This window comes from Coprococcus sp. OM04-5BH (genome assembly GCF_003482105.1).
GTDB lineage: Bacteria > Bacillota > Clostridia > Lachnospirales > Lachnospiraceae > Coprococcus.
The window spans coordinates 156475-173815 of the sequence record NZ_QULM01000003.1 but is presented as its reverse complement, the minus strand read 5'-3'; the positions used below and the strand labels follow the sequence as shown (position 1 = coordinate 173815).

The following is a 17341-nucleotide window of genomic DNA, read 5'->3' as shown; positions in this document are numbered from 1 at the left end:
TGCAGATATATTACGGTTCCCGCACATTATACTCTTGAAAGGTACTCTCCTGTACGTGTATCGATCTTGATTGTATCTCCTTCATTTACAAATAAAGGAACGTAGATTGTTGCACCTGTCTCTACTGTACATGGCTTTGTTGCGCCTGTAGCTGTATCACCCTTAACACCAGGCTCACACTCTGTAATAAGAAGTTCTACGAACAATGGTGGCTCTACAGCGAATACTGAACCATTGTGTGAACATACCTTACATAATTCATTCTCCTTAACGAGCTTTAATGAATCACCTATAACTGTTGCATTTATTGGCAACTGGTCATATGTCTCAGGGTCCATGAAGTAATATAACTCTCCATCATTGTAGAGGTACTCCATATCCTTTCTCTCAATATGAGCCTTCTCGCACTTCTCTGTTGGACGGAAAGACTTCTCTACAACACCGCCACTCTTGATATTCTTAAGCTTTGTTCTTACGAATGCTGCGCCCTTACCCGGCTTAACATGCTGAAACTCTATGATCTGAAAAATATTGCCTTCAAATTCAATTGTGACACCATTTCTAAATTCACCAGCTGAGATCATCTCTGCCATAATTAACTTCCTCCTTAATAAGATATAAACTTCTTGTCACATTTTATAATATAATAAGATTTATTTCAAGAGTTTTTTACCAATACTTGCTAGTACCGCAAATAATATGATTCCCACACAGGACAGGATAATTCCTGCCATCACTCCCGGTGTGCGGTATATGATCCGGATATCATGTGGGCCTGTGGTAAGCCTTACACCCATATTGCCCTTGCCAAGCAGGAGCTTTTGTGCAGGCTCCCCATCAACCTTAAGGATAAATCCCTCATTGTAAGGGAACGCCAGATATAAAATTCCTGCCTCGGTAACATCTATATGTCCCTTAAAGATATCTCCCTCATAGCCGTCAAATTCCAGGGTCTGCTCAGTAAATCCATCCTTTATGCTATCCCACAGCTCATTGTTAAAGTCATAAAACTTCACAGTCTTTTCTGCGGTCTCACCAAGAGGTGCTCCCCCATACAGGATAACTCTTACGCTCTGACCCTTTTTAACAATTCCCCCATGGACAAAATTGCCGGAAGAAAAATATCCTGACTCCGCAACAGTTTTCTTGTCAACCTTCACCATGACAGTCTGCTCCCTGGTGTCGGTGCTGTACACATAAAGGTCCATGTCCTTATCTGCCACGAAATCATACACTATGTTCGGGGTAAATGTAGTATTCGTGGTGTACTCATATACTCCATCGCCAGTATTCTTTATTTCACAGGAATTGCAGGACACCTGAAGCCCTGGCATGTCATCCTCGGTTATCTCCTTGAACAACTTACATTGTCCATTAGTTGCCAGCTCCACGAATTCATTCTGGTTTTCTGCCGGGGTGCCGTCACACTTCCAGTTTACAATATCCTCATCTGCCATGAAGCCCATGCCCGCAAGCATATCCGCCTCGTAAACTGTGTAACCGTCCCCCTCTTTGATGTCATGATACCCGCCATTTACAGCAATACCGTTGCTAATGATATATCTTACATTATACATAAGAGCCGTAAGGGGTGTTGTTCCGTCATATATACACTGCACATTATCAAAGTGGGACAATCCCATGGTAGTATACGCCTCCGTCATGTAGCCATTTATCATGGAGGAATACCAGTCGGTTTCGCTGGCAGGAGTATAGGACTCATTTACCAGTGCCGTCTTACGCTCACCATCTGCAAGAGTCAGATCTTCATAATCATCCTTCCACCGGTCAAGCAGGATATAGCTGTCAAGGGACTCGTCCCTGGTAACATCCGGCATGGTTATCAGAGTATTCACAATTATCTCGCCAATCCATAAAAGGGAGATAAGTCCAATAAATGCCCCCGCCTTTATACTTTTTCTCCTGTAAAGGACAAATGCCGTTCCCGCAAGGAACACCACGAGAATATAGATAATATAGCCCATTGGCTGCTCAAGCTTGCCATTGAACATGAGCACCGCCACGAGCAATGCCACTGCAGATAATATGCCTGCCAACACTTCTCTCATCCTTAATTCCTCATAGCGGATCATGACCCTGAAGGCTGCATTTAAAACTATAAACGTAAGGATTATTGCAAATCTGTTTCCCATACCATGAGGAACAGCAAATCCGTGAAACACATAATTAAGATACAGGAAATTAGCTGCAAGGATCAGCGTGCCAAGCTCTATAGCATACTTTATCCTGTCCTTTATGCCCATATAGCCGCATACAAAGAACATCCCCAGAAGTATCAGTGCGATACTTCCGCAGTAATTATTATTGCTGTACAGATATCCTGTCTGTATGTCGCAGGCAGGGAAGAATGAATTGATATACCCTGTAATGCTTCCCCACACATTATTTCCCGGGGTGTCAAGTCCAAGCATTGACGCTCCCGCATTTCTTATGCTGACAAACGCAGGCACTATCACAAGGCCCGCCATCATTGCCGCTATAACAGAGCACAGGGCAAATCTTCCCGCACACCGCAGAAATTCCTTAAAGCTCTCCCTGTTAAGGAGCAGGAAGTAAAACACTGCAAATAAACACACATACACTGCATAGTAGAAATTCACAATGATAATAAATGCCAGAAGAAGCGTATAAGGAACCACTTTTTTATCGTAATTAAGCTTCTCTATGGCTATGGCAAGGACCGGCATAAGTATAAGCCCCTCAAGCCATATTATATGATGTCCGTATGCCATGATATATCCGCAGAAGCCAAAGGCAATCCCAAACACTGCCGGAATAACCACCGAATTAAACACCGAATCAAGTTTGTTAAATACAGTATTTCTGAAATAATATACTCCTGCAACAGATATCAGCGAACACTTCAATATTATCATCATTGTAAGGGACGCTGCCACATGGCTCTCTCCCATCAACGTAACTATAAGGTTAAAGGGACTCAGCATGTAATATATGGCATTTAAGTAGAAATCCGTTCCAAGCCCCTTGTTCCACATAAAGACATTCTTGTCAGGGGAATGTATGAACTCTATGAGGGTTCTTAGCATATTGTCATACTGTACATAAGCGTCATCATACAAAAACGATCTGCTTCCAAAGGGTGCAGCCCTGTCTACCCACAACAACACCACATATAATGCCACTGAGAACAGGAACACCAGAATGTATGTAATCAGTCCGCTTCTTTTATCACTTCTTTTATTACATCTTTTGTTCATTTCCTCCATACTGCACCTAATCAATTATATCCTTTATTATGTCCTCAACGGTCCTGTAGGACACATTAACCGTCCTATCTGCCCCATCAAGGTATACAGGTCTCCTAAAGCCCAACAGCTCCTCTATACGTTCCATAGGATTTTCAGACTGTAGCAATGGTCTTGTGGTATCACCCTTAAGCCTCTCATACACGCAATCAGGGCTTACATCCAGATATACAACCTCTCCCAGTCTGTTTAATATATCCCTGTTGACCTTTCTCATTGGCAGTCCGCCGCCGGTAGATATGACCGTTCCTGTGACGGTGTTGTATATCTCATTTAATGCCTCTGTCTCAAGGGCTCTGAAATATTCCTCTCCGTGCTCTGCGAATATCCGGCTGATGGAGCAGCCTGCCTTGTCCACAATATATTTATCTACATCAAGGAAATCTCTTCCGGTAGCCTTAGCAAGCCTCTTTCCCACTGTAGACTTGCCACAGCCCATAAAGCCTGTTAAAACTGTATTGTTCCTTGCGTTCTTCTCTAACACCTCATACACCCGATCTGCCACTTCCTCAGACACGCTTATGTCATTCCACAGCTCATAGGCAATAATCCCCTGATACAATAACATCTTAAGTCCATTGTATGCCTTTGCCCCATTTCTACGGCATAACTTCATAAACTTAGTTTCAAACGGACTGTAGATAAGATCCACTCCTGTATCGATCATTCTATAGAAATCCTCATCCTCTATAACAGCCCTGTCATTGTCCGGCTTAAGACCTATAGATGTAGACTGTATGGCTATATATTTTTCTGAAAATACAATTTCATCAGTACCATTTCCACCGGCTTTATTTCCACCGGCTTTATTTTCACTGGATTTATCTCTATCTGATCTATTTTTTACAAGCTCCCGCCAGTCAGAAAGCTTCATGGCACGGATGGTCTGACGTCCGAAGAAGCTGTTCATGTGCTCTGCAATCTCCGTTGCTTTCTCCAATGTACGGTTCAATATATATATATCTGAAGCTTTCTCTGCCATACACATATATGCCACCGCCTTCGCCGCACCGCCGGCTCCAAGGATTATAACCTTCCTGCCCACAAGCTCTATGCCATAGCTCTTAATCTCCCTTGTAAGACCAAGCATATCTGTGTTATATCCCCTGTAACCATTCTCCGTCCTTACCAGAGTGTTGACTGCACCTATGGCAAGACCTTCATCAGAAACCGAGCAGAGACTTGCTATCACATCATTTTTGTGAGGAACCGTTACGTTAAGTCCCAGTATATTCAACTGAAAGGCTCCTTCCACAGCCTTTGCCAGACCTTCCTTCTTAACATGAAACGGCACATACACGTTATTCAGTCCCAGGATCTCACTTAATGTATTGTGTATTACCGGTGACAGGGTATGCTCCACAGGATCTCCCATAAGTCCAAGTAATCTTGTCTTTCCATCTATATCTATGCCCATATTTTCTATACTCTCCTAGTCTTTATCTTTCTTGTTGTCTATATTCATCTCATTATATATAAGCCTTGCATTATAAATAATAAATCTTCTAAAACACCACAAGTTTGATTATATAATATTTTCAGACGAAAAAAAAGGAGCAGATATTAACTATCTGCTCCCTGAAACTATCATGTTATGATCTCTTCGGTTTTGCTTCCATAATATTGACTTTTTAGGTCTCTGTTATGTCAGCTTCACCTTATTAAATTTATGATATTACCTTCTTATCAACTGCTACAGCGTCAAGATATTCGATCATATCTCCGTCTATCTCTGTAAGATTGAACAGTGGATCTGAAACCTTAAGCTTATACATAACGTATACAGGATTCTTTCCACCCTGGTAATAAGCCTCAACAACAACATATGTGTAGTTTCCACCGTATGGCTCGAAGTACTCATCCTTGAGATCTACCTTGCCATTTGTATTTGCTGTTCTAAGCTGTGCTCCAAATGCAGTAGCGTCAGCCGCAAGCTTATCAAGTCCATCATTTGTTGTGTAAGACTTAATCATTACATCTGTCTTATTATTGTAAGATGGTCTGTTAGTGTAATCACTGTCATCATAATCAAGATCAAAGTATACATTTACTAATGTAAGCTTTACACCCTCTGGGAATGTTACCTTGAAATCAACCTTTCCAGGATCTGTTACACTGTCGTAATCAGCTAAGTAAAGCTTCTTACCTGTTGTCTCCTGTACTTCCTCGTCAATCTCTTCCTCTTCAACCAGATCTGTGTCAGGCTCATAAATTGTAATCTTCGGCTTTGGTGTTACTGCCTCGGCACTGTTTACGATTACGTTGATGAAGAGTCTTCTCTCATCATTGTTCTTTGTTGTCTTACCTGTTACTGATGAATGTCCGGCACCACAGTATGTGATAGCACCACTGCCGTAAGAGGTTGTATAGATGAAGTAACTCTCTGTAGCGTCATGTGGGCTGGCTGCGTAAAGTGAAGATCTTGTCTTAGCACTGTTTACGTTGTTAGAACCTGCCAGTGTGTACCATACATTAACCTTATCTGACTCAAGATCAAGTGCGAATCCCTGCTGGTGAGTACCTGATATATTAAGCTGATCACCAATCTGGAATGGATACATTGTCACAAGACCATCATTTAACTTAGCCGCCTTAACCGTCTGAGCAAGTCCTGACTGATCCTGGTTTGCTGCACCTGACCATGATGTTGCCTGTGTAAATGACTCCTGAGCGTATACATATGGTAATGTAGTTGTAGCTCCGCCATTATTTCTGTTATAGTACAGGTTTGTCATGGCAAGACCACTTATCCTTATGTTATATGCCTCTCCAAGAGCAGGTGTCCACTGTCCCTGTCTGTCTGCATACAATGCGTCATTCATACTGTTAAGGAGAACATCTCCAAGCATACAATATGGAGTCATGTAGTACAGATCCTTATTGCTTGACTTGTACTGTACATCTGTGATCTTCTTACCATTCATGCTTGCACCGTTAGGGTTCAGTATCTGTACTTTGGCCTCCTTAACTGTGTAAGAATTAGCCTGGTTTGTAAGATCAACGTGGAATCTGTTCATTCCAACTACTGAAAGCAGTGTCTTGGTGAGTTCAACTGCACCTGCATCTGCTACTGTTGACATTGAGTCATGGAAGAAGAATAAATCTCCGCCCTTGCCTACATACTTAAGAATATACTCACAGGTCTTAGCATTTGGATTTACAAGATAGTTACCAAATGAGTCCGAAGGACCAAGTATAAGGATTGAATACATCTTGCTTAAGAAGTCCTCACCATATGATCTTCTAAGATTGGTTCTGTAGTTGTTCCATGCTGTTATCTTTACGTCGCGAGCTGCTGTATAATTATAAAGTAACTCACCATATTTTGAGCCAAAGTCATTAGACCACTTAGCTCCGCTTGACCACTCGCCTGCGCAATGGTTCATCCTGTTGTACTTAGGCCAGTATATTATGTGATACTCTCCTGTATCGATCATATACTGAAGAACCTTGTTTCTCTCTGATACTGAACATCCAAAGTTATTAAGGAAGCTGTCAAGTGTAGCTGTATCTTTTCCTGAGTACTGTCCCTTTGAACGAAGCAGTGCATTCTCAACAAATGTCTGTAACTCCTTAAGAGGTGCATCACAGTCAGCTGATGCCTGGTTGTACTGGCTTAACGCTGCAGCTGCAAGAGTCTCATACTCAGCCTTAGTAGTACCATTGTAAGATCCTGTTGTCTCGATCTCCTCTGCCTCTGCTACCCATCTCTCAAGAGAATTATATGAGCTGGTCGCATTATCACCTGTAGTGAAGTTCTCTCTGTCCTGAGTTGCTACTACCATATCAAGATTAATATCATAGTCATCCCCAAGAGCCTCTGCAAGGTTAGAATAGTAATCATCCTGACCTGCACCCATATCGTACTCTATGATACCAAACCTGTTCTCATGTAAACCAAGAGCCCTATACTGCTGTGGCTGAGAGTTATCAAGATCTACCTGATTAGCATATGTATTATACTTGGCAATCTTATGAGCTGTCTGTGATTCAATATCAAAGTACAATGTATCTGTTGCTGTCCATGTACTTGCACTCTGTCCCTCTGCCATTGTCTGAACCTGAAGAACATTGATCTCACTGATACCATCTGTTGTATTAACAATCTTGCTGATACCGGTCTTAACTGCAACAACATTTCCATCAGCGTCTGTAATCTCGATCTTCCAGTAAGCTGCTCCGAAGAAATCATTATCAAGAGCAATACTTATTGTCTTTTCTTCACTTGAGGTAACTGTTCCCGAGGTTACATAGTCCTTATCATCCTCAAAAGCTGTGTTCTTATCCTTATCAACATACAGCTTATAGTTGTATGTCTTATTTGCTCCATCTACAAGGATTGTAAACGAAAGGTTCGTTGTACTTATATAGGTTGACTCAATGCCTTCCTTATATGCTGTAGGTGAAGTTATAACTGTAAGCCTTGCACGCTTAGCTGACTTCTTAACCGCATCATTTATAAGTACATTGTTGTCATTATTGTATACGGTTGCATAGCATTTAACTACGCCATCGTTATTATACCAGGCCTCCTTCTGGGCATCTACATCCTTATAAATATTGCCATGATAGAAGGTAAAGTTTGTAATTCCATATTTACTTTCTGAATTATCAACCTTCATCTCCTTAGATGGATCAAAGCCCCATACTACACTATTGCTGTCGCTCTTAGACTTGATCTGTCCGAGAAGCTTATACATTCTTGACGATGGATCAAGATAATAGTTAGTACGCTCAGCATGACCTTCATTATACCAGTAACCCATGAGAAGCTGTGACTCACTGAGCTTTGGCTGTCCCTCAGCATTCATGTTGTCATATATCTTTGAAAGCTCTGAGCTTACGATTATAGGTCTTCCTGAATTAACATATTCCTGAAGCTGTTCAAGCTTTGTGTTGGTAAGGTCATTACCGTTTTCTGCAAGGAATGTGTTATCTGTTGTCTTAGGTGTCACCTGTGGAACCGCAAGCATCGTAGTTCCGTCAGCTTTATTTCTATCCATGTGGTATGTACCGGCACCTGCCACCTCTGTGAGCATACCTGTATGGTAGTACATTATGAATGTTGGTAATGCCTTGAAGATATAGCTTCCCGCACCACCACTGTTCCATCCGAACTTGGATGAGCCATATACCTCTGATGGATCCCTGTCTAATGCACTGATGTCACCACCAATGTAAACAAGATCATATGTAGCCATAACATCTGCTGTCATACCCTCTATAGCCTCACCGGATACCTGGGTAAGCTCTATCTGTCCATATGATAAACCATCTATGGCATAAGCAAGCTTTGCCTTTGTAAGATCAAAGTCATAATACTGCTCTGTAAGTGACTGAAGCTCTTCCTGAGCCTTACCCTCAACTACATCAGATGGTACTGTATAGTAATCACCTGTAATAGCTGATCCGTCAGTTCTCTTCTTCCATGCGGTAGTTACATTAGCTGCCTTAGATGCCACCTCAAGGTCAATAGGATAATCCGGCTGGATCTCAAGTACTCTAAACTTGTTATCTGCACCGTTTCTATATACACCTGCATTGATTATATCTGCCAGTGCCTTAGCTGATGGTGATGTTACGATGATATCATCTCTCTTGCCACCACCGCCGTTGCCGCCTGCTGAACCTTTTCCGTCTCCAGCCTCCGAGCTTACGATGAAGTATGTTCTCTGATCCGCTGCTGAACAAAGAAGATCATATGCGTTCTGCTCGATCTCATTGCTGTATTTACCGGACTCAATGAATACAAAATCAAAGCTTGAAAAATCAAGTGGAGTTGTTGGATTTCCTGCCTCTGCTGATAACTTGGCTGAGTATGTATCATACAGCGATCTGGCATAAGCATATACTCTGTCTTTTGTATCAAGTAATACATAATCTGCTGTTGAAGTCTCATCAGCATATGCTGTGTCACCATTGTTTACTGCGTCCAGGTACTGCTGATATGTTGCAACCACACCTGTATATGTGTATCCGGCTGCCATATCCACTCCATTACCATGGATCTCATAATCATTACCATTTACACCAACAACAAGTGTATCGTCACCATTTTCTGCTACTACCTTGTACGAATATGTTGGATTAAGTAATGGGAACTCGTACTTATATACAAATCCTCCATTGCCATCATCTGTATAATCCGAGCTATCAATGTCTAATGTTATCTCGTCTCCATTCTCATCTACAGCTCTCTTGTATACACCTTCACCGGTATCAACGAGAAGATGTAATGTTGTGTTGTCAAGCTCAAGATCACCATGAGTTGTAATTGTTCCGGCAATCTTAGTTGTCTCAATATCCGGGTTAAATGTTGCTGCAGGATCTACTGCAAGGAACGGAACTCCCGGATTCTCTACTGCTTCCTTAAGATCCGCATCTGAGATCTTATAGATATTGGCACCACTTGGTACTGAAGCCATACCCTTCGCATAGAGATTTGTTGTTACCACACTGTTGTGTCCGCCATCAGTGCTTGCACGCCATACACCGTTAGCATCTGCTGAAGTGTATGTATCCTTATTCAGATCAACTCCGTCGTTGTTTTCTGAAAGATAATTATAAATATCATTGTATTCACCACTATCCTTTGTAATTACAAGGATATTGGCATTGTCCATCTCCCATGAGGTTCTTGACGCTGTGTTTCCTGATGAACCAGGCTTAACAGGTGCATAAGCTGAATCCTCATGTGTAACATGACCACTTGTGAAATCCTCAAATGAATCTGAAAGATACCACTTATAGTATGTCCTGTTATGGATATAATCATTACCACCCTCATCTGCTGTTCTCTCAGCAGTAAGTATAAAGTCTGAAATAGTCTTAGTGGTAGGTGTCATTGGATCAATATGCTTGTTGTCATCAGCTTCCTTGTATAATGTTGCAAAGAAGCCAGGTTCTGTAACTAATACATTATCATATCTGGATGTCAGAGTCTTTGTTATCACTCTGAATGCCATAGCACCCATTCTTGTGCTGTCGTTATTACCTTTGATTGTACTTGGATCATCAACTCCAAGAGCATATCTGTCGATAACAAGTGGATGATTGTCTACTGTTGCATAGTTATTTAACCATGTGTATACATCTTCGCTGATATCATTATTGCCTGTATAATCGCTACTCTTATATGCTGCAACATATACGAAATCTGCATTTGAAAGAGCTTCTTTAACATCATCCGGAATGGATGTAGAACCATCTGCGTCTGTCTTTGTTAATTCAGAAACTGTATATGTGGTAAGCTGTACGGCTCCCTTAGCCATATCATCCTTAGCCATCTCCTTGTAGCCATTAAATACTGCAAGTCTGAAAAACTCACCATCATATACATACTTCCAAAGATCTGAAGTTTTATAATTCTTACTATCCTTCGAAACATCTCCCTTATAATCAGAAGCTGTAATAATCTTTGTTATATCCTGATCAGCCTTAGCATATTCAGACATACTGTTTGGAAGTATCTGTACTACACGGAACTTATCTTCGTTAGCCTTTTTCTTTGCTGCATCATTGGAGTTTACAATAGCGAGATCAATGTTTGAATATCCGGTCAGACTGTTAGAAGCCTGTATTTCTGTCATCTGCTCATCATCAGCGGCTTTGTTCGAACCGGCCAATGTGAAGTTCACGAATATTGCTGACACAATAAGTGTAAGAACAATAGCTATCGATGACAGTAGAACTCTTCTATTCTTTAACACCATAGTTCCCTCCTTAATTATTTCCACTCATGCTTCTTAAGCACGAATGAATTTCTCAGACTTACAACACCATTCATATCGTACTGTGCTGATGTCTGTGGGTCATCAAGTTCAAGAATAATTGCGAATGTTCCTGTATCAGGATTAACCTGAAGCTTGAACTGTTCTACATTCTTACATACAACGCTGTCACCAGCGCTGGAGTTATCATGAATCTTAGACGCTGCTACCTCGTCAAAGCCTGCATCGTTTGAATTAGTCTTATATACATATAACTTCTTCTCTGTCTCATCATATTTCAATGTGCAATAAGTATATATGTTAGCCCCGTCATTTGTAAGATCCGATGTATACTTTATATAGAGATACTTAACATCTATCATGGTCTGTTTATCTGTTGATGGAGTATCTGTTGATGTGAATGGTTTCACTGCCGCAATGTCATAGCATGCTGCTGATCCACCATTTACTATGGACTCGGTTCTCGCCGCCAGACCGCCTTCTGCAATAATAGCACCTGATGTCTTGTCAACCTTTTCCTTGTCAGCCGGAACAACAAAGCAACCGTCTCTCTGTGTATATGTATCAACACCCGCTGATGTTCCCTTAATATATGCTGAACCGACGATCTTCACCTCTGTGCCTGCCATAAGCATATCCGAAACCATATCGTATGTCTCAGAAGCCTGAGTCTGGAGCTTCTTTCTGCTGTTGTTTACCTTGTATGCATTCAATGTTGAACCAATGAATGTAACAACAGCTACCATGAAGATACCTAAGATACCCATATAGATTACTAACTCTATAAAGGTGAAACCTTTATTATTATTTTTCTTCATCATTCCGGCCCCCTTATTCTCCATAGTAATGATTACCAGTGTCCTTGTTCAATGTGACTCTGGCAACCAACTTACCACTTCCTGCCTTATTGAACCTATACACTCCGTAACCAACAACAACTGAGCCATCTGATTTTCTGAACTTAATAATCTGTTCATTAACCTCTGTGCCCGCACTGCCATCTGATGAATATGTGATGCTTACCTTCTCAAGCTTTGCATCAGGCTTTGACGCATCATTTGGTGTGAAGTCCGTTCCGTCCTTGCTGGTTCCGTAATAAATATCATACCTATCACCATTCTTCACCAGCTTGATAGCATTGTCCGGACTCTGGCTTTTGGTTCTTGCCTGCAGAGCCGAAAGCTCTGCATCAAAGGTTTCCCTTGATGCACTTGCCTTCGAACTGCTTATTGAACTTATTGTTACAACTGCCATTCCTGCCAAGATCATGATAATTGCAAGACATATTATCATCTCTACCATTGAATAGCCCTTATTTTCTCTTAATTTCTTCATTCATCCTCCTCCTATTCTACATTCTTCTTCCAGTTATTGAATGAAAGAATGTCTTCGTAAGAGATATCTGAAATAGAAACGCCAGATACTTCTGATTTATTTTCTTCCTTCGTTGCAGTGTAGTTCTTGAGGATTTCTCTTGTTATAACATTGATGTTCTCATCCTCATTCTCTGAACACTTCTGTAACAGACCGGCAACATATGATGCATCAGCAGAGATGCTGATACTGTTGTCACATATAACCTTGCCGCCGGCAATGATAAGTCCCTTAAAGGACTTAACTGAACTGTCAAATCCAACATTTCCACCACATATTACGATACCCTGAAGGGATCCGTCAGCATTGCTTGTTCCAAGATGTACATTAGAAGTTGAAACTACAACAACTGAGTCAGATATGGACTTATTGATTGATACGTTCTTGCTGAAGATATAGTCATAATTCACATATGTATTAAGTGGTGTGATACTGTAATCGTATGAATACTTATCATCAGCCTTGTTATATGAATAAGTATAACCTGATGCTGTGCTGTCATATCCTGCGATCTCCCAGGCTGATATATCCTTCTTGTCAGCATCCTTCTTATTCTCAAGTGAAAGGTGATCTCTCATATTGATATATAAGTATGTAAGGAAGTTACTTACACCCTCTTCCTTGTCTGTGGATGACTTCTGAAGCTTATCAGCATCTGCCACAAGTGATCTGTATGTGTCATTTATAACTGTATTATCTGTGAAATTCTGCACACCCATAAGTGATGTAAAGGTCTTATTGTTTACTGTAGCACTTTTAACCAGTGCCTGTGATACGTCAAGTGTAGTCTCTGTTGACTTCTTATAGAATAATGAATCGTCCGCATTCTGATATGTCAGAGCTGCATTTGTCTTAATCTTAGATGTATCAACCGTTGCACCTGATCTTGGAAGTATAAGTTTAACCGGGAAGTCTTCGTACTTAACAACATTCTTAAGGCTCTTTGTGATCTCCTCATTATATGTGTTAAACATATCGTAATACTTCTCAGCAAACTCCTCTGCGTCATCTATATCATTATTATTGTTATCACCCGGCTGGATGTAAAGATAATAATATGGATGACCTGATACAACCTGCTTGATCGCCTTGGCGATATATGTTCCATCCTTCATATCTGTAAGGAAATCGCTGTACAGATCCATAAGTGGAGCACTTGCGGTCCATGTCTTAGGGAATCTCAGATTGCATGTTGTAATTCCTGTATCAGGATCCGTAACCTCTGTGTCCGGTATACACTCCCACTGTGACAGGAATATTAACTGGTTAGATTTTACGTCGAAGGACTCACCTGTTGAGTAATCCTTTAATGATGTATATGCAACATCTGCATTTTCATCAACGGTTATCTCCTTGTCTTCCTTCTCCTTGTCTGTAACCTTATCTGCCGCGATCTTTGAGAACTCGATATATGACTTACCTGCTACATATATTGAGTCAAGACCTGACATATCGATTGTTGATTCTTTACCGTTTACGATTATGGCACTGTCTGAGAAGTGTGATCTGAGCTTATAGCCTGTAGCAAGATTACCGCTTGATCTGAGAAGATTTACTGATCTTACGTCGTCCGCTGTGTAGCTGTAACCATAATATGTACCCTTTGTGAAAGTAAGCTCTGATTTCTCGGCATTAATCTCTGTATCATCATATACATAAGCATTGGCAGCCGCATTGATCTTACCGCCTTCGTCTCCTGCTATAACAATACCATCTGTCCATAATTCCGAAAGAAGATTTGTTCTTCCTGCAATGCTGATCTGTGCACCGTTCATTGCTGACAATGAACCGGCATTAATGATAACATCAGAATTAAGTGTAAGATCTGTGTTATCACCATCAGCATAAATTCCTGAATATAAGCTTTCGTCAACAGAGCCCCACTTTGTTGTAACTGAGTCAGCATACGCATTTGTTACCTTTGTGTCTGTTGAACCATTGTAATCCTTGTTGTAGTAATCTGTTGCTGTGTAGATGTTTCCTTTAACCCTTACTGATGTTCCTGCTGTAGTCGGATTAACCTGTAATCCCATATCAGCAAGGAATGCGAAGTTGTACAGGCTGTTGCTGTCAGCTCCTGCCATGTCAAATGAAACATTGTACTCCGGCTCTGTAAGAACAATATCTGTAGTAATAGACTGCTCATATGTGCCCGGAGCCATCGATGCCTTGGCGCCTTTAGTGATCTCGATAGTTCTCTTAACACCAACATTGTCGAACTCTATCTGCACGATCTTTGACTCATTGAAGCCGTTCTCTCTTACCTTGCCAAGACTTACGGATCCGTCCTCATTCTCCTTGCAGATCTTATAGCTCTTTCTACCTGCATCATCAACATATACTATCTTTAAGTTATTCTTACATAATTTAACATTTGAATCGGTAATAAAACCCTCAAGAGTGGTTATTAACTGATCAATCTCATTGTAACCACTGTCCTCCATCATACCTAACATGAAGAGCTTCTTGAAAAGGTCATTAGCCTCCTCATTTGTAAGGTTCATGTAATAACCCTTCTTTGAGTCGTATGTCACCACGTACTCTGCTGTAGTTGTATATGCTGCGTACAGATGCTCATTGGTTGAAGCACCGATACCTGCATATATCTCATCCATTGCCTTCTCACATGCATAGAAGTTGTTCATAGAATTTAATCTATAGAACTTGATCTTATATGCCAGAAGAACGCCCAATATCAAAGCTGAGATCAGGACAGCAAGGAATGTTGTGGAAACTATAACGAGTACAAAGCTTGAACCACGATCATTGAGCTTCTTGAGTTTGCTCTTTATCTTCTCCATCATTTATCTCTTCCCCCTTGTTCCTGTTACCTCTGTCTTCTTTTTGTCACTGTCGGTAAGAGTAACTTTGATATCATACATATATACATTGTCGCTTGTGTCGTCATCAGTAGATTTAACCTGGATGTCTGAGTTAGCCTGATCTATCTTGAAGTTGGCAAACATATCAAAATTATCAAGTGTTCCTCCTGCCAGATTAGCTCTTACTTTTACATTCTTCTGGTTTAATGTGTATTTTGAATTCTTGTAAACAAGATCCTCTACATCATCAACCCCAAACTGCTTACAGATGATATCCTTATACTTATCATCTATCTCTGCAGCTGTCTCGAATACATAGATCTTAGCTTTGTCTCCCTCTGCAAGACCTGATGTATCAACCGAAATATTATCTACAGGACAGTATGCCCCATTATAGACAGCCGGTACATATAAGAGGTATATAGGTGGAAGCATGTCATACTCCTTCTCATACACTACACCCTTTCCATATATTGTATCCGGATAATATACATTTGTACCACTTGCGGCATATGCACTCTTGATAATACCAAGCTTAGTATTGTCCTCATAGTGAACAACACAGCTCACCACATACTTTCCAGCCTTCTTCTCAACCTTTATGTCAGTATACTTGTTGAAAGAGTCGTTTACGAAATAGTCCGCACCGGAAAGATACTGGCTGTAGTACACATCATATTTCTTCAGGATATCAAGCTTGGCATCCTGAAAATACTGGAATGCTTTATTATCAAGACTATTGCCTTCCACTCCACTGTTCTGTCCCAGGTATGTTGCACCTGAGATTATGGCAGCCTGGTCATTGTCAAGGTTTCTGATATCACCTGTTGCTTCTGACGCACGAACAGGATTTCCTTTACTGTCTTCCTTGAATGTATTCTTCTCAGAATCCCATACATAACCACCTGAAAGAACTGCGTATGCAAGGCTGTTCACCTGTACCTCACAGGTATACTTCTCATACTCTTCGCCTAAAGACAGATTACACTTATATGTATCAATACTGTAATCCACAGTCTTTCCATTAGGAAGACTCATTGACTTTTTCTCAGAGTTGCTGAGAGTAAAAAGATAATCTCCGGTGCTGTTTCCATCAGGTATCCTTATATCCTTTGAGAAATCGCATACCTTAAACTGCTCCATTATCTCCTCGGCCTTTTCAATCGCATACTGCTTCTTCTTAGATGTCTCGTTGGTTCTGATGGCACCAATAAGCTGCGATGTAAGTGGAACGATCAATATTGCAAATACTGCTATGGCAACAATTACTTCAACTAAGCTAAAGCCTTTATTATTATTCTTTGCCATTAACTTTCACTCCGTTCAATTAAACCTGCAGTTACATGATCAGAACTAATACCTAGTTCTGTGTTGATGTTGTTGAATCTGTAGTAGCTCTTTTCACAGTTGGATTGCCAAAGATATTTGATGTGCCTGTCTTAACATTAACATCAACCTGATCTGTTGTTCTGTCACCACCATTTACTGCATACGCTGAGAATACCATCTCACCTGCATAAAGACCAGTTTCTTCGTCAAAAGCAATGTTGATACTGTCTACTGTCATTCTGAAGTCGCTGCTCTCGATATAATCAATAACATTCTTAACATTCTGGTATGATCCCTTGTATGAAACCGGGAATGTAGCCACATAACAGTTATATGCATCACTTGAGCCTGCAGCCCCTGTAGTGTCAGCATCTGTACTTGTGCTTGCTGTTGAATCTATTGTCACATCACCTACGGCACCTGTACCAAGTGTGTAGAATAATGTACTCTCGCCCATTGTTACATCTGTGAAATCATAATCATACTCGTTCTTGATTCCCTCAAGGTACATGATTATGTTCTCCTGGTAGAGTTCTGAAGGGAACTCAGCAAGAACAGCCTCATAATCAGCCTTATACTGTGCTGCGCCATCAATATATGTCTGTCTGTTCTGGTTCTTGGTGTTAAGATCATTGTAATATACTTCCTGCTTATCCCTCTCAGAGATAAGATCCTTTCTCTCCTGGAAGTTATCCATTGCAAGATACTTGATAGGGAAGAATATGATTGCACATCCTAATATGAATAATAATAAATTTCTCTGTCCTTTTGTTATTGAATCCATGTTCTATATCCTCCC

The 17341-nt window shown here is 40.9% G+C and carries 9 protein-coding genes; all 9 read right to left on the bottom strand.

All coding sequences use genetic code 11. From position 1 onward, the window contains the following. Positions 1-26: 26 nt before the first annotated feature. A complete protein-coding gene (gene efp / locus DXB54_RS07985; RefSeq protein ID WP_118694888.1) occupies positions 27-584 on the bottom strand; it encodes an elongation factor P in 558 nt (185 codons plus the stop codon). Positions 585-653: 69 nt separating this feature from the next. Next, positions 654-3239, bottom strand: a complete 2586-nt coding sequence (locus tag DXB54_RS07980; RefSeq protein WP_158578210.1) for a YfhO family protein — start codon at positions 3237-3239, stop codon at positions 654-656. A gap of 16 nt (positions 3240-3255) precedes the next feature. Beyond that, on the bottom strand, positions 3256-4704 hold the full coding sequence (locus DXB54_RS07975) for a shikimate kinase (RefSeq protein WP_243104782.1): 1449 nt from the start codon (positions 4702-4704) through the stop codon (positions 3256-3258). Positions 4705-4954: 250 nt separating this feature from the next. Then, the gene (locus DXB54_RS07970; protein ID WP_118694823.1) at positions 4955-10999 is read right to left on the bottom strand and encodes a DUF5057 domain-containing protein; all 6045 of its coding nucleotides are present in this window, start codon (positions 10997-10999) and stop codon (positions 4955-4957) included. Positions 11000-11013: 14 nt separating this feature from the next. Continuing rightward, the gene (locus DXB54_RS07965; RefSeq protein ID WP_158578209.1) at positions 11014-11838 is read right to left on the bottom strand and encodes a type II secretion system protein; all 825 of its coding nucleotides are present in this window, start codon (positions 11836-11838) and stop codon (positions 11014-11016) included. A gap of 10 nt (positions 11839-11848) precedes the next feature. Then, complete coding sequence (locus tag DXB54_RS07960) at positions 11849-12352, bottom strand: prepilin-type N-terminal cleavage/methylation domain-containing protein (RefSeq protein WP_118694821.1); 504 nt, start codon at positions 12350-12352, stop codon at positions 11849-11851. An 11-nt stretch (positions 12353-12363) separates the two neighbouring features. Next, entirely contained in the window at positions 12364-15195 is a 2832-nt protein-coding gene (locus DXB54_RS07955; protein WP_118694820.1) for a hypothetical protein, read from the bottom strand. Next, positions 15196-16521, bottom strand: a complete 1326-nt coding sequence (locus DXB54_RS07950; RefSeq protein WP_118694819.1) for a prepilin-type N-terminal cleavage/methylation domain-containing protein — start codon at positions 16519-16521, stop codon at positions 15196-15198. 52 nt (positions 16522-16573) lie between these two features. Then, positions 16574-17326: a hypothetical protein gene (locus DXB54_RS07945; protein ID WP_118694818.1), complete on the bottom strand. Its 753-nt coding sequence runs from the start codon at positions 17324-17326 to the stop codon at positions 16574-16576. Positions 17327-17341 lie beyond the last annotated feature (15 nt).

Coding starts and splice junctions, on each gene's coding strand:
- efp (WP_118694888.1), bottom strand. CDS start 584: ATGATCTCAGCTGGTGAATTTAGAAATGGTGTCACAATTGAATTTGAA.
- DXB54_RS07980 (WP_158578210.1), bottom strand. CDS start 3,239: ATGAACAAAAGATGTAATAAAAGAAGTGATAAAAGAAGCGGACTGATT.
- DXB54_RS07975 (WP_243104782.1), bottom strand. CDS start 4,704: ATGGGCATAGATATAGATGGAAAGACAAGATTACTTGGACTTATGGGA.
- DXB54_RS07970 (WP_118694823.1), bottom strand. CDS start 10,999: ATGGTGTTAAAGAATAGAAGAGTTCTACTGTCATCGATAGCTATTGTT.
- DXB54_RS07965 (WP_158578209.1), bottom strand. CDS start 11,838: ATGATGAAGAAAAATAATAATAAAGGTTTCACCTTTATAGAGTTAGTA.
- DXB54_RS07960 (WP_118694821.1), bottom strand. CDS start 12,352: ATGAAGAAATTAAGAGAAAATAAGGGCTATTCAATGGTAGAGATGATA.
- DXB54_RS07955 (WP_118694820.1), bottom strand. CDS start 15,195: ATGATGGAGAAGATAAAGAGCAAACTCAAGAAGCTCAATGATCGTGGT.
- DXB54_RS07950 (WP_118694819.1), bottom strand. CDS start 16,521: ATGGCAAAGAATAATAATAAAGGCTTTAGCTTAGTTGAAGTAATTGTT.
- DXB54_RS07945 (WP_118694818.1), bottom strand. CDS start 17,326: ATGGATTCAATAACAAAAGGACAGAGAAATTTATTATTATTCATATTA.